Annotated in this window: 8 protein-coding genes and 1 pseudogene; 2 read left to right on the top strand and 7 right to left on the bottom strand. The window is 70.9% G+C overall.

Going from position 1 to position 14,172, the window contains the following annotated elements:
* The first annotated feature begins 49 nt into the window (after window positions 1–49).
* Both WJ16_RS08275 and WJ16_RS08270 read left to right on the top strand, forming a co-directional pair.
* Window positions 50–1,123, top strand: coding sequence for a type IV toxin-antitoxin system AbiEi family antitoxin (locus tag WJ16_RS08275; RefSeq protein WP_069256644.1), 1,074 nt, complete (start codon window positions 50–52; stop codon window positions 1,121–1,123).
* Window positions 1,092–1,995: pseudogene (locus WJ16_RS08270) on the top strand (nucleotidyl transferase AbiEii/AbiGii toxin family protein). Before WJ16_RS08275 ends, WJ16_RS08270 begins: the two are co-directional and overlap by 32 nt.
* Window positions 1,996–2,043: 48 nt before the next feature.
* Here WJ16_RS08270 and vapB read toward each other — a convergent pair.
* The 7 genes from vapB to WJ16_RS08235 all read right to left on the bottom strand — a co-directional run bounded on the left by vapB (window position 2,044) and on the right by WJ16_RS08235 (window position 14,169).
* Window positions 2,044–2,292 carry a type II toxin-antitoxin system VapB family antitoxin gene (gene vapB, locus WJ16_RS08265; RefSeq protein WP_069256643.1) on the bottom strand — a complete coding sequence of 83 codons (249 nt, stop codon included), beginning with the start codon at window positions 2,290–2,292 and terminating at the stop codon, window positions 2,044–2,046.
* Between the two features lie 250 nt (window positions 2,293–2,542).
* Window positions 2,543–3,556, bottom strand: a complete 1,014-nt coding sequence (locus WJ16_RS08260; protein ID WP_069256642.1) for a GNAT family N-acetyltransferase — start codon at window positions 3,554–3,556, stop codon at window positions 2,543–2,545.
* Window positions 3,556–4,398, bottom strand: a complete 843-nt coding sequence (locus tag WJ16_RS08255; RefSeq protein ID WP_069256641.1) for a formyltransferase family protein — start codon at window positions 4,396–4,398, stop codon at window positions 3,556–3,558. The genes WJ16_RS08260 and WJ16_RS08255 overlap by 1 nt, the downstream gene beginning before the upstream one ends.
* A gap of 86 nt (window positions 4,399–4,484) precedes the next feature.
* Window positions 4,485–6,710, bottom strand: a complete 2,226-nt coding sequence (locus WJ16_RS08250) for a TonB-dependent siderophore receptor (protein WP_472297413.1) — start codon at window positions 6,708–6,710, stop codon at window positions 4,485–4,487.
* 46 nt (window positions 6,711–6,756) lie between these two features.
* Entirely contained in the window at window positions 6,757–8,133 is a 1,377-nt protein-coding gene (locus WJ16_RS08245; protein ID WP_069256639.1) for a lysine N(6)-hydroxylase/L-ornithine N(5)-oxygenase family protein, read from the bottom strand.
* Window positions 8,134–8,165: 32 nt separating this feature from the next.
* Window positions 8,166–9,200, bottom strand: coding sequence for a GNAT family N-acetyltransferase (locus WJ16_RS08240; RefSeq protein WP_069256638.1), 1,035 nt, complete (start codon window positions 9,198–9,200; stop codon window positions 8,166–8,168).
* Entirely contained in the window at window positions 9,190–14,169 is a 4,980-nt protein-coding gene (locus tag WJ16_RS08235; RefSeq protein WP_069256637.1) for a non-ribosomal peptide synthetase, read from the bottom strand. The genes WJ16_RS08240 and WJ16_RS08235 overlap by 11 nt, the downstream gene beginning before the upstream one ends.
* Window positions 14,170–14,172 lie beyond the last annotated feature (3 nt).

Raw genomic sequence — 14,172 nt, 5'->3', positions numbered from 1 at the left:
TACATTTTTTGTGTACGATGGAAAAAAGGTGAACAACCGATTGCCTTCGATGCCCGCGAACCCTCCCCTCTCCCTGTCGGAACAGCAGGTGCTCGACGAAGCCTGCGCCGCGTTCGAACGCGCGACCCGGCGCTTTCGCGCGCGGCCCGTACGCGTGCCGGCCGCCGGCCGCGCGCGCGCCGACGCGATGATCCGCTTCGACGTTGCCGGGCACGCGTTCGAGATGCCGGCCGCCGTCAGCCTGCGCGTCGAATCGCTGGCGGGCGCGCTCGCGACACTGCGCCGCAGCGGCGCGGATACCGCGACGTCCGGGGAGCGGCCGCTGATGCTCGTCGCGCCGTACCTCTCGGCCGAACTGGCCGCCGGCCTGACCGATCAGGGCATCCCGTATCTCGATACCGCCGGCAACGCGTGCCTGATTCAGCCGGAGGCGACCGTGATGATCGCGGGCCGGCCGAAACCCGCACGCGCACCACGCCGGCAGGCATCGCGCGCCACGACGCCCAAGGGGCTGGCCGTGATGTTCGCGCTCGCGACGCAGCCGGGCCTCGTCGCCCAACCGTACCGTGCGATCGCGGCCGCATCGGACGTCGCACTCGGCACGATCAATCTCGCGATGGACGATCTGATCGCGCGCGGCCTCGTCGGGCAGCGCCGCAACGGCGAACGCCTGATTCCAGACTGGCCGCGTTTCGTGCAGGAATGGGTCGCGCTCTACCCGAGCCGCTTGCGCGCGAAACTGCCGAGCCGGCGATTTGCCGCGCTCTCGCCCGACTGGTGGCGCGGCTTCGATTTCGCCGCATTCGATGCGCGGCTCGGCGGCGAGCCTGCGGCCGACCTGCTGACACACGATCTGAAGCCGGCCGCGATCACCGTCTATATGCACGGCACCGCATCGAACAAGCTGCTGCTACAAGGCCGCCTGCGCGCTGACGAGCACGGCGACGTCGAGCTCGTCGAAGCGTTCTGGCCGCCGCCGGCGGCGCTCGCGTGGCGCGAGCAGCACGTACCGGTCGTGCCGCCGCTCTTGATCTACGCGGATCTCGTCGCGTCCGGCGACAGTCGCAATCTCGCCATCGCCGAGCGCATCCATGACCGATACCTCGCCCACCCGCCCGCTTGAGGTCGACGCACGCCGGCCGCTGGCGCCCGCCGCGATCGCGCTGCTGCAGAGCGTGTGCTCGACCTGCGCACGCCTCGACGCGGCGTTCGTGGTCGCCGGCGCAACCGCGCGCGACATCCTGATGTGGCACGTTCACGGCATCCAGCCGGTGCGCGCGACGCGCGATGTCGACATTGCGGTGTGCGCGGTAAGTTGGCCGTTTCACGCGCGACTCATCGACGCGCTCGTCGCAACCGGACAGTTCAGCCGCGCCGAAACAGCAGCAGAAACTGCTGTTCGACAGCGGCACACACGGTTTTCGCACGGAGCTGGATCTCGTGCCGTTCGGGCCGCTCGAAACGCCGCCCGGCGAGATCGCGTGGCCGCCCGGCGGTGAATTCGTGCTGAACGTGCTCGGTTTTCAGGAAGCGGTGGACACCGCGCAGCCGGTGTCGATCGACGCGCACACCGTGGTGCCGGTGGCCAGCCTGCCTGCGCTCGCGCTGCTGAAGCTGCTCGCGTGGAAGGATCGGCGCGCGCGCCAGAACAGCGACGCGTACGACCTGCTGTTCCTGCTCACGCATTTCCACGACGCCGGTAATCGCGAGCGCATCTGGGATGTCGCACCGGACCTGCTCGAAATGCACGCGTTCCAGCCGGCACTCGCCGCTGCCGCGCTGCTCGCGCGCGACGCGCAACGGATTGCGTTGCCGCATACGCGGGACGCGATCCGCGCGCTGCTGTCGGACGAAGCGACTTATGCCGCGCTCGGCCAGGATCTGCTGGCACGCGCGTTCGCACTGTTGCCCGGCGAATTCAGCGATGACGCAGACCGGTATCTCGACGCATTCCGCACCGCCTTTCTCGCAGATCGCCCCGCACCGCGCACGTGACGCGTCGCGGCAGCACAGCCGCGCGACCGTGCGGACGGCATGCCGCGCTCAGGCCGCCCAGTCTTCGAGCGGCAACCCGGCGACGCGGCCGAACTCGACCACAGCCGGGCGTTCGGCGAGAAAGGCGGCGTCGGCCAGCGGTTCGCTCGCGAACGACAGCCACGTGGGCCGCACCGGCAGCAGCAGCGTGTCGCCCTCGCGGCGGATCTCGAGTTCCGTCACCCCTTCGCACTCCATGTCCTTCGGGATGCGGATTGCCTGGTTACGGGCATTCTTGAAAATGGAAACGGTGCGCATGAGCCACTCCACGGGAGTACGATGCACCCAGTCTGGACATATGCGGGCATATGTCAATATGGGCGTACGTAACCCGAAGGTCGCGCCCCATGCTGCGGAAGATATTTTCGCCATGGTTGCGGGCCTGCCGTCGATGAGGAGAACGATCCATTCTTCACGACGCAGGCCGCGCGATTCATACGCCGGACGGCTTATGCCGGCACGTCAGGGCGCGACGCGCACCGTCGCGCCGCCCCGCGCATCCGCCCCGTCACGGCAACCGGAAAGTGTCGAAGAATGTGTCGCGCTCGATCACGGTGAGCGCCGCGCGCTTGTGCGGGAAATCGAATTCCTTCAGCGTGTAGAACCCGAGCCGGTGCATGTACGCGATGTGCCGCACGTGATCGACGCGCGGCTCGCCGACGAGCCGCTGCGTGCGCGGCTCGTCGACGAACATGTAGTGCAGCACCCCGCTCCACCATGCATGCAGCTTGCCGGCACTCTGGAAGCGCGAGTCGCCGATCAGCAGGTGCAGCCCGCGGTCGTAGTCGTGCGCATCGTAGAACGGCGCGAGACGGTCTTCCTTCGCCCAGTAGAACTCGAAATAGCCGAACGGCGTGTCGTCGAAATAGCCGATCATCGGATGCATGTGCGGATCGGCGAGCCGCTCGGCGAGATACGTCGCGTGCTCGTCGCGCGTGCCGCGCTGGTCCCAGAAATGCGCGACGCGATCGAGGTTCATCCAGCCGCTGAACAGGTCCGCGTGCGCGCCGATGTCGACGGTGCGCAGGCTGAACGTCATCCCGACCTGCGGCATGTAGCGCGCGTAGATCTCGCCGGCCGGCGACGGCGGGCGCACCGGGTGCCGGTGGCCGTTCGTGATCGCATGGCGCAGCGGCATCCCGCCCGATGCGGGCGCCTTCAGCCAGGGCCGCGGGTTCTGCCAGAACGTCGCGCGCGACACGGTGGCGCGCAGCGTGTCGCCGGCCGCCTGCGCACCGTCGATCACACCTTCGCGCACCGCGCGCGCGACGTACGACGCGACAGCGGCCGCATCGGCGCCGCCGAGCGGCACCGTGATCGTCGCCGCGTCGTAGCGCGTGTCGGTGTTGAAGAGCGCGACGAACGCGTCGAGCAGGAGGTCCGGCGAGTCGTCGGGCCGCCACGCGTCGAGCGTGCGCTCGGCGATCGCCAGCGGCGCGGGGGTGGCGCCGTCGAGCGCGACGGCCACGTGCCCTTCGACCGCGTCCGCTGCGCCGGCCGGTTTCGTCAGCGTGTCTTCCATCACAGTGCTCCCGCGTCGTGGCGGTCGGCGAGGACGTGCAGCCCGCGCTCGAGTGCCGGAAACAGGCTGCGCTGGAAGTTGTTCCAGCGCAGTTCGAGAATCGTGTCGTCCGGCGCGATCGGCGTGTCGAGCACGTCGCAGATCACTTCGCCGGAATCGATGCCGTTGTCGACGTAGTGGAACGACGCCCCGGTCATCGTCACGGGTTCGACGCGCGACGTCGTGCCGCTCGCCCAGTCGACCCGTTCGCCGCGCGCGCCGTGCAGCGCGTCGAGCGTCGCCCATGCGCCGCGCCGCTGGTACGGTGAATCGTCGGCGGTGATGCCCGGGTGGATGTTGGCGATGCGCCGGTGAAAGCGCGCACCGGGCCGCACGAGTTCGTCGAGGATCACGAGCAGCCCGTCGAGCACGACGACGTCGGCGTCGAGTTCGAGCAGGCGCTCGAGCAGGCGGCGCTCGAACGCCTGCTTGCCGGCCACGCGCTGCTCGCGTGCGTCGCGCGGCAGCCGCCGGTACGTCGACGCAATCGTGCAGAACAGTTCGTCGACCGGCCGGCCCCGCACGGTCAACCCGTCCGGCAGGATCCACGGGCGGCCCGGCGTGCGTGCGAAGCCGTAGTCGGCGACTTTCGCGCGGTCGGCCGGCGAGCCTTCGTCGTCGTCGACGATCACGCCCTGCAGCGTGTAGCGCTCGCCTAGCGGCGAGTCGTTCAGGCGTTCGACGAGGAATTCGAGCGGCGCCTTCATGTAGCGCGTGCCGCCCCGATAGGCGACCGGCTGCCCGGCACGATCGGCCGCGCCGTTGCGCAGCGACTGGATGTAGACGAGATTTTTCTTCGGCATGGATGCGTGGTGAAAAAGCGGACGAAGGCGCGGCGACCCGCCCGCGCCGGCCGCGAAGGCCGGCCGGCGGGCCGCGGCGCGCAGCGTCACCAGTTGTATTTCGCGGTGGCGATCACGGTACGGTCGGTACCGAACACACAGACGTTCGCCGACTGGCAACCGCTGATGTAGTGGCGGTTGAACAGGTTCGTGCCGTTCACGGCGAAGCGCCAGTTGCGCGTGTCGTAATGCACGCCCGCGTCGAACAGCGTGACGCTCGATACCGTCAGCGAGTTGTCGGCCGCACCGGCCGACGCGCTCTGGTAGCGAATGCCGCCGCCGAGGCCGAAGCCCGTGAGCGGCCCCGTGTGCCACGTCCAGTCGGTCCACAGCGACGCCATCTGGCGCGGCCGCGGAATGTCGACCGGCCAGTTGTTCAGCGACACGTCGTTGGCCTTCACGTTCTTCACGTCCTGATACACGTACGACGCGATCACCGACAGGTTGCGCGTGACCTTGCCGGTCGCGCTCAGCTCGATCCCGCGCGAACGCACCTCGCCCGCCTGCACCGACTTCGTGCCGGTCGGGTCCTGGTCCGGCAGCGCGTTCGTGAGCACGTTGGTCTGGTTGATCTGGTAGATCGCCGCGTTCAGCATCAGGTTCTTGCCGGGCGGCTGCCAGCGCAGGCCGGCCTCGATCTGCTTGCCGCGCGTCGGCTGCGGCAGCCCGCCGCCGAGCAGGTTCACGCCGATCAGCGGGTTGAACGACGTCGCGTAGCTGACGTACGGCGACAGCCCGTAATCGCCCTGGTACGTGAGGCCGACGCGGCCGGTGAACGCCGTGACGTCCGCCTTCGTCGACGTGCCGCCGGCGCGATCGTCCATCCGCATGTTGACCCAGTCCTCGCGGCCGCCGAGCGTCAGCGTCCAGCGGTTCCACTTGATCTGGTCCTGCGCGTACAGGCCGAACGTGTTCATCGTCGTGTACGTATTGGTGCGGAACGTCGAATCGGGCGTGAACACCGCCGTCGTGACGGGCTGGTAGACCGGGTTGTAGATGTTCAGCGGCGGCGCGGCGGCGAGCCATTCGCTGTCGGTCGCGGTCTGGCGGTTGTACTGGAAGCCGAGCAGCAGCGTGTGCTGGAGCGGGCCCGTCGCGAAGCGGCCTTCGAGGTTGTTGTCGATGTCGAAGCGGCTGTAGTTCATCTGGAACACGCCGGCCCAGCGCGACACGTCGGTCGTGCTGCCGTCGACGAAGCCGTTGCCGAACACCGAGCCGTTGTCGAGCGACAGGTGCATCAGGCGCGTGTTCTGGCGGAACGTCCACGCCGGCGTCAGGTTCCGCTCGAACTGGTAGCCGACCGACCACTGCTTCTTGCGGTAGTAGTTGAAGTTTGGGTCGCCCTCGTAGATGTCCTTGTTGATCTGGCCGTTCGGGTTCGGCAGCACGGTGCCGACCGCGGGCAGGAAGTTCGACGAGATGTCGCCCCAGTCCTGCAGATAGGTGGCCGACAGCGTCAGCGACGTATCCGCGTCCGGGCGCCAGCGGAACGACGGCGCGAGCGCGACGCGCTGGTCGTTGTTCGGGCCGGTCAGCGCATTGCCGTCGCGCGCGACGCCGACGAACCGGTACGCGTACTTGCCGTCCGGGTCGAGCTTGTCGCCGACGTCGATCATGAACTGCTTGCGCGCGTAATTGCCGATCTGCACGCCCGCTTCGCGCACGCGCTCGCCGTCGGCGAGCTTGGTCTGCACGTCGATGATCGCGCCGGGGTCGCCCGCGCCGTACAGCACCGAGGTCGGCCCGCGCAGCACGCTGATGCTGTCGATCATGTACGGATCGACGCGCCAGCTCGCGAGGTTGATCGTGTTGGGCACCTGCAGCCCGTTCACGTACGCGGTCGGCGTGAAGCCGCGCAGCGCCGCGTACCAGTCCGAACGGTTGTCCGACCCGTACGACGAGAAGCCCGGCACGTAGCGCAGCGCCGCGTTCACGTCGGTCGCGCCGGTCATCTCGATCTGCTGCGCGGTGACGACGTTGATCGTCTGCGGGATCTCGTTGATCGACGTATTGGTCTTCGTACCGGTCCGGCTGCGCTTCGCGACGAGCCCGACCGTGCCGTCGCCGTCCGAGGCCGCGTTGACGTTGATCGTCGGCAGCGTGCCGGTCGACGTACCGGCCGCCGCACCGTTCTGCGCACTGCTGGCCGGCGCCGCGGCGCCTGCGTTCACGGCGGGCGCCGTCTGGGCGTATGCATGCCCCGCCGCCGCACCGAACGCCACGCTTGCCGCGGCTGCGATCGCACGCAAACGCGTGCCTGTTGCCCACTCCATCTTTCTCTGCTCCACTTTTTTCATGCGGTCCCCGACCGCGCCTTTGTCAAAGAGCGAAAGCCATCCGGCCCGCGCTCACCCCGTTGTCCTGTCGTTTTTCCTGTGTTGCCCGGGCCGCGCCTTCGTCATGGGCGGGCGCGATCCCGCTTTCGAGCGACGCGCAGATCTCGTCCGCCCGGCGCGCCAGTACCGACAGCAGCGTGTCGGACAAGCCGTGGCTGTCTTCGCAGCAGCCTTGCAGGTAGATGCGCGGCGTGAAGTGCTCGGGCGTCGCGAGCAGGTAGTCGCGCGCGACGTCGCCGCGCACGAGCGCATCGCCCAGGTGCGGCGCGAGCCCGTCGAGCAGCGCCGAATGCGTGTCGCGGCGGTAGCCGGTCGCCAGCACGAGCGCGTCGAAGCGCTCGACGCGCGTGTCGCCGTTCAGCCGGTCGCGCAGCGTCAGTTCGACGCGGCCGTCGGCGGTACGCACCGCGGCCTCGATCGCACTGTTCGCGAGCAGCGCGTGACGTGCGGTGCCGTCGACGCGCTGCAGGTACAGCATTTCGTAGATCTGTTCGATCAGCGGCCGGTCGACCACCGCGTAGTTCGTGTCGCGGTAGCGCTCGAGCAGCGCGCGGCGCGCGTCGTGCGGCTGCGCATAGACGACGTCGGTGAACTCGGGGCTGAAGATCTCGTTGACGAACGGGCTGTCGTCCGCCGGCTTCAGTGCGCCCGCGCGCATCACGAGGCTCGCGTCGACGTGCGGGAAGCGGCGCGCGAGATCGATGAACACCTCGGCCGCGCTCTGCCCCGCGCCGATCACCGCGACGCGGCGGCGCTCGCCGTCGGGCGACGCGACGAGCCGGTCGATGTCGGTCAGGTACGACGACGAGTGGATCACGCGGTCGCGGCCGAGCGCGGCGAACGCGTCCGGAATCGCAGGCGTGCCGCCGACGCCGACCGACAGCGCGCGCGTGACGCGCTGGCGCTCGCGGCCGGTCGCGTCGCGCGACAGCACGCGCAGCGCGTCGATCTTCGCGCCGTCGCCGCGCACGGGTTCGATCCCGAGCACGGTCTCGCTGTAGTGGACGCGATCGTCGAACGCTTCGGCCACCCAGCTCAGGTAGTCGTGGAATTCGACGCGGGTCGGATAGAAGTTCTTCAGGTTGACGAATTCGTTCAGCCGGCCGCGTTCGAACAGGTAGTTGATGAACGTGTAGCGGCTCTTCGGATCGCGCATCGTGACGAGATCCTTCAGAAACGAGATCTGCATCCGGCAATCGTCGAGCAGCATCCCGCGATGCCAGCCGAATTCAGGCTGGCGTTCGACGAAGCAATGGGCGAACGCCCGCGTGCCGCTGCGCTCCGCGAGGCGCACGGCCAGCGCCAGATTCGACGGCCCGAAGCCGACGCCGATCAGGTCGAATACGGTTTCTCTCTGCATGTCTCAGCTCCCTTGTCGATGAATCCGGCCCGTCAGACGTGACGGCCGGAGAAGAACGTCTCGCGCAGCGTGCACATCCACAGCGGCTGCGCGTCGGCCAGCGCGAGACGGCGCCGGCGCGCGAAGCCGTGCCGCGCGAGATGGTCGGCAACCCGTGCATGGCCGGCCGGAACGGCACAGCCGACCGCTTCGGTGCGCGGGTCGTCGAGAAACAGGTAATGCACGACGGACGGCAGCCAGCCCGCCACGCGATGCGGGCCGCGCCAGCGAGGCTCGCCGACCAGCATCCGCAGCCCGCGGTCGTAGTCGCGCGCCGCGACGTGCGGCCCGAGCGCGTCTTCCTTCAGCCAGAACGCCTCGAAATACGCGAACGGTTCGCCGTCGAAGCAGCCGACGAGCGGCGTCACGTGCGGATCGGCATCGGGTGCGGCGCCTTGCGGGCCCTGCGCGCCGGGCTGTGCACCCGGCCAGCCGTCGCGCACGCGCGGCGCGTCGAACCAGCGTGCGAGCCGAGCGGCGTCCTCGGCCGGCTGCCAGCCGCGCAGCGTGAAGCGCACGCCGAGCGCCGGCAGGTCGCGTGCATAGACGTCGCCGCGCGGCGCGGGCGGACGGCGCGGATGACGGCGGCCGTCGGTGAGCATCGGCAGCGTCGCGCACGGCAGATGCGGGCCGACGCGCCACAGATCGGCCTGCTGCGCCCAGCCTTCGCGCATGCAGCGGCCGCCCTCCGCCAGCACGCCGCTCGCGCGCAGCGCATCGAGCGCGACCGCCGGCCACGCGGCCGGGTCGAGCCGGATCGCCGCGTGGCGCGCGCTGTCCGAAAACGCCGCGGCCAGCGCGGCGAGCAGCGCACGCCGCTGGTCGGCCGGCGCCGCGCGATGGTTGTATGCGACGACGCGCAGCGCGCCGTCGTCGCCGAGTTGCGCGCGCAGCAGCTGCGCGCCGATGCTGTCACCCTGCGCGACGCGGATCTCCGCGCCGTCGCGCACCGCGAACAGGCCGTCCGCGAACGCGAGGCGGTAGGTATCGAGCATCGTGAATCCGTCCGGACGCACTTCAGCCAGCATGGCGCGCCTCCTGTCCCGTTTCCGTGTGGGCATCGAGCCGCGCGCCGAGTGCCGCGAGCGTCGGCGCCGCGAACAGGTCGGCCACCGTCAGCGCGTGACCGGCGCGGTTCGCCGCATCGACGAAGCGCACGACGTCGAACGAGGTCGCGCCGGCTTCGAACAGGTTCGCGTCGGGGCCGGGCGCGGCCGTCGCGAACGTGTCGGACCACAGCGCCGCGAGCACGGCGGCCGCATGCGGCGCACGCGATGGCGTTTCAGCGGGTGCGTGGCCTTGCGCGTTCGCGCGCGGCGACGCGTGCGCGATCGCAGCCTTGTCGGGTGCGCCGAGCGCCGCTTCCGGCGCGCCGGCAAAGCGCGCGACCTCGTCGTGATAGACATCGACGAGCGTGTCGACGAAGCCGCGCTCGAGCAGTTCGTCCGCATACGAGAACGCGGCGCTCACGCGGCCGTCCGGATGCTCGACGACGTCCAGCTCCAGCGTGAACACGACGCGGTGGCGCACGTCGTCGAACGCGGCCAGCGACAGGCCGGCCCAGTCGCGGGCGGCGGCGCCGGTCGGGCGCAGGTAGTTGAACATCACCTGGAACAGCGGATTGGCCTGCGCGGCGCGCGGCGCGCGCAGCGCCGCGACGACGTCCGCGAACGGCACGTCGGCGTGCGCATAGGCCGCGAGCGCCGTGTCGCGCACGTGCGCGAGCACGTCCGCGCGACGCGCGGCCGGGTCGATCCGCGTGCGCACGACGACCGAATTGATGAAGAGGCCGAGCGCATCGCGGGCCGCGTCGCCCGTCAGCTCGCGCGTCGACGCGAGCACGCCGACCGGCTGGTCGGCCGCCCCCGTCGTGCGGAACAGCGCGGTGTTGAGCGCCGCGTGCAGCAGCATCGGCAGCGTTGCGTGCGCGGCCGACGCCGTGTCGCGTGCCGCACGGACCAGCGTGCCGTCGAATTCGAACGCGATGCGCGCCGCGCGCCATTGCGGGACGGCCGGCGCATCGGCGCGCAGCGGCAGCACGCGCGCCGGCAGGTCGGCCAGCGCGTCGCGCCAGTACGCGACGCGGGCCGAATGGCACGGCGCGGGCAGCACGATCGGCCGGACGGCTGCGTCGGCCGGTGCGGCGCCGCCCTGCACGCGAGCGACGTAGCGCGCCCGAACCGCGTCGAGCCACAGCTCGATCGATTCGCCGTCCGACACGATGTGATGGATCGTCACCGACAGCACGTGATCGTCAGCGCCGAGCCGCAGCACGCGCGCACGCCACAGCGGCGCATCGGCCGCGAGGTCGAACGGCGCGAGCGCGTCTTCGTCGGTCAGCGCCGCCGCCCGTGCGAGCGCATCGGCATGCGCCGACAGGTCGATCACCGGCAGGTCGACAGCTACGTTCGCGTCGATCCGCTGGCCCGGCAGTGCGCCGTCACGCGCGACGAGCCGCGCGCGCAGCGCCGGATGCACGGCCGCGACCTCCGAAAACGCGGCACGCAGCGCGTCGACGTCGAGCGGGCCGCGCACGCGCAGCGCGACCGGAATGTTGTACGCGGCGCTGTCCGGCTGCGCGCGCCACAGGAACCACAGGCCGAGCTGCGCGGGCGACAGCGGCCACACGCCGTGTGCGTCCGGTCTGGCCACCGCGACGCCGGGCGCCGCGGCACCGGCATGCGCGGCGCGCGGTGCATCGGCCACCTGCTGCGCGTACTGCGCGAGCACCGGCGCTTCGAACAGCGCACGCACCGGCACGTCGCGGCCGAGCCGTTCGGACACGCGCGTCGCGACGCGCACGGCGGCGAGCGAATGGCCGCCGAGATCGAAGAAGTGATCGCCGCGGCCCACCCGTTCGAGATTCAGCACGTCGCACCAGATCGACGCGAGCGCGGCTTCGTCGTCGTGCGGCGCTTCGTACGTGCGTTCGACCCGCACCGGCGCCGGCAGCCGCGCACGGTCGACCTTGCTGTTCGCGTTGCGCGGCAGCGCGTCGAGCACGATCAGTTGCGCGGGCACCATGTAATCGGGCAGCGTGCGGCGCAGGTGCGCGTCGAGCGTCGCGGCTTCGACGGGTTGCGCGGCCGCCTGCGCATCGGCCGTCAGCTCGACGTACGCGACGAGCTGCGCGGTCGCGCCCTGCCCGTGCACGACCGCGCACGCTTCGCGCACCGCGTCGTGCGCGGCGAGCTGGGCCTCGATCTCGCCGAGTTCGATGCGCAGCCCACGCAGTTTCACCTGATGGTCGACGCGGCCGATGAAGTCGAACACGCCGTCCGCGCGGCGCCGCACGAGGTCGCCCGTGCGGTACAGCCGCGCGCCCGGCGCGCCGTACGGATCGGGCACGAAGCGCTCGGCCGTCAGCGCCGGACGGTCGAGATAGCCGCGCGCGACGCCGATCCCCTCGCCGCCCAGGTACAGCTCGCCGATCACGCCGACCGGCAGCGGATGCAGCCGCGCGTCGAGCACGTGCGCGGTGCGCGCGCCGACCAGCGTGCCGATCGGCAGGTACGCGGCGTCGCCGAGCTTCGCGAGGTCGTCGCCGGGCCGGAACATCCACAGCGTCGGCGTGATGACCGTTTCGGTCGGGCCGTAGCCGTTCACCACGCGCACGTTCGGCAGCGCGCGGCGCAGCATCGCGAATGCCTCGCGCGACGTCGCCTCGCCGCCGACGGTCAGCGAACGCAGCGTCGGCGGCGCGCCGTGCGCGAGCGCCCATTCGGCGAGCTGCGCCGCGCAGCCGGGCGGCACGTAGGTCATCGTCACGCCGTCGCGGACCATCATCGCGCAGGTCTGCGCCGGCGGCCACAGCACGTCGGCCGTCACCGATACGGCGGCGCCCGACATGTACTGCGAAAACCAGCCCTCGTGCGCGCCATCGAAGTTGACCGACTGGAACAGCAGGAACACGTCGTTCTCGCCCGCGCCGTAGCGCTCGGCGATCGCCGCGCAGTGCAGCGCGAACGACGCATGGTCGACGATCACGCCCTTCGGCTTGCCGGTCGAGCCGGACGTGTAGATCGCATAGGCCGCGTGGCCCGGCAGCACGTCGGGCAGCGCGACCTCGACGGCCGGGTCGAGCGCATCGATTGCGTCGGCGCGCCACACGCGCAGCGCCGGCAGGTCGGGCAGCGACGCGGCGCTCGCGCCGTCGGTCAGCACGTGCGCGATGTTCGCGTCGCCGACGATCTGCGCGAGCCGTTCGCGCGGGTGCGCGGGATCGAGCGGCACGAATGCGGCGCCCGACTTCAGCACCGCGATCAGCGCGACGAGCAGGTCGACCGAGCGCTGCAGCGCGACGCCCACGCGCATCTCGGGCCGCACGCCGGCCGCCACCAGATGACGCGCGAGGCGCGCCGCACGCGCGTCGACTTCGCCGCGCGTGAACGCGCGATCGATGTCGGCCACGCCGCGTGCGTCGGGCCGTGCCTGCGCGTGCGCCGCGATGCGGGCATGCACAGGCACGAACGGTTCGGCGTCGGTCGCGCCGGCCGGCGCGTTCCACGCGAAGAGCTGCGCGCGCTCGTGCGCGGGCAGCCAGTCGAGATCGCCGACCGGCAGCTCGGGGCGTGCGAGTGCATCGCCGAGCAGCGTGACGAAGCGCGCGGCGAGCCGCGTGATCGCGTCCGCGTCGAACAGGTCGAGCGCGTAGATGAAGGCCGCGTCGAACGTGCCGTCCGGCGTCGCTTCGACGGACAGCGTCAGGTCGAATTTCGCGGACGGTGTGCCCGACGGCAGCAACGCGGCCGCCGCCGCGCCGAGCGCCGGCAGCGCGCGGCGCTCGCCGTACGCGGCCATCACCTGGAACAGCGGATGGTGGCTCGCGCTGCGCGGCACGCCGAGTGCGTCGACCACCTGCTCGAACGGCACGTCCTGGTGCATCTGTGCATCGACGAGCGCGCGCTGCGTACGCGCGACCAGCGACGAGAAATCGCCGTGCGCGGGCACGTCGACGTCGATCGCCAGCGTGTTGACGAAGAAGCCGATCAGGCCGGCGACTTCCGCGCGCTCGCGGTTCGCGGCCGGCACGCCGACGCAGATCCGTGCATCGCCGGTCGCGCGCGCCAGCAGCGCATCGAGCGCGGCCAGCAGCACCGCGAACGGCGTGGCGCCCGATGCGGCCGCGAAGGCGCGCAGTTGCGCACCGATGCGCGCGTCGAGCGAAAACACGTGACGTGCGCCGCGCGCACTGCGGCGTGCGGGCCGCGCGGCCGCGCCCGGCAGCGTCAGCACACCGCGCTGCGGATCGAGCCGCTCGCGCCAGAACGCGAGCTGGCGGTCGCGCTCGCCGGCGTCGAGCCAGCGGCGCTGCCACAGCGCGTAGTCGGCGTACTGGATCGGCAGCGGCGCGAGCGGCACCGGCCGATCGGACGCATACGCGCGATAGAACGCCGCGAGTTCCTCGAGCATCACGCCCGACGACCAGCCGTCCGACACGATGTGGTGCACGGTCAGCGCGAGCCAGTGATGCGTCGCATCGAAGCGCACCAGGTGAGCCCGCACGAGCGGCGCGACGCCGAGATCGAACGGTTCGGCTTCGTCGGCCGTCGCGACGGCTTGCGCGCGCGCCGCGCGCTGCGCGTCCGGCAGCGCTTCGAGGTCGGTTTCACGCCACGGGCAGCGCAACGGTGCGTGGATGGTCTGCGCGACGCCGTCCGGTGCTTCGTCGAAGGTCGTGCGCAGCGCTTCGTGGCGCGCGATCAGCGCGTCGCACGCGAGACGCAGCGCATGCGCGTCGAGCGGGCCCGTCAGCGCGAGGCGCTCGGTGATGTGATATGCATCCGGCGCATCGATCAGCCGTGCATGCAGCCACAGCCGCGTCTGCGCGAACGACGCCGGTACGCGGTCGCTGCGCGGCGTGCGCGGCGGGATCGGCAGCACGCGAAAGTCGATGCCGGCCGCGCCGAGCTTGTCGATGAAGACCGCGCGCTGCGCGTCGGGCAGTTGCGCGAAACGCGTCGCGAGCGCGAGCCAGTCGGGTTGAACCTTCGTCATCCG

The organism is Burkholderia metallica (genome assembly GCF_001718555.1).
In the GTDB taxonomy this organism is placed as follows: Bacteria; Pseudomonadota; Gammaproteobacteria; order Burkholderiales; family Burkholderiaceae; genus Burkholderia; species Burkholderia metallica.
Note: the sequence above shows the minus strand (reverse complement) of the source record. Positions and strands in the feature narration are given on the sequence as shown.

What these genes read in the sequence shown, in the direction of transcription:
- WJ16_RS08255 (WP_069256641.1), bottom strand. Translation starts at nt 4,398, where the DNA reads ATGCCGAAGAAAAATCTCGTCTACATCCAGTCGCTGCGCAACGGCGCG.
- WJ16_RS08260 (WP_069256642.1), bottom strand. Translation starts at nt 3,556, where the DNA reads ATGGAAGACACGCTGACGAAACCGGCCGGCGCAGCGGACGCGGTCGAA.
- WJ16_RS08275 (WP_069256644.1), top strand. Translation starts at nt 50, where the DNA reads ATGCCCGCGAACCCTCCCCTCTCCCTGTCGGAACAGCAGGTGCTCGAC.
- WJ16_RS08245 (WP_069256639.1), bottom strand. Translation starts at nt 8,133, where the DNA reads ATGCAGAGAGAAACCGTATTCGACCTGATCGGCGTCGGCTTCGGGCCG.
- WJ16_RS08240 (WP_069256638.1), bottom strand. Translation starts at nt 9,200, where the DNA reads ATGCTGGCTGAAGTGCGTCCGGACGGATTCACGATGCTCGATACCTAC.
- WJ16_RS08235 (WP_069256637.1), bottom strand. Translation starts at nt 14,169, where the DNA reads ATGACGAAGGTTCAACCCGACTGGCTCGCGCTCGCGACGCGTTTCGCG.
- WJ16_RS08250 (WP_472297413.1), bottom strand. Translation starts at nt 6,710, where the DNA reads ATGGAGTGGGCAACAGGCACGCGTTTGCGTGCGATCGCAGCCGCGGCA.
- vapB (WP_069256643.1), bottom strand. Translation starts at nt 2,292, where the DNA reads ATGCGCACCGTTTCCATTTTCAAGAATGCCCGTAACCAGGCAATCCGC.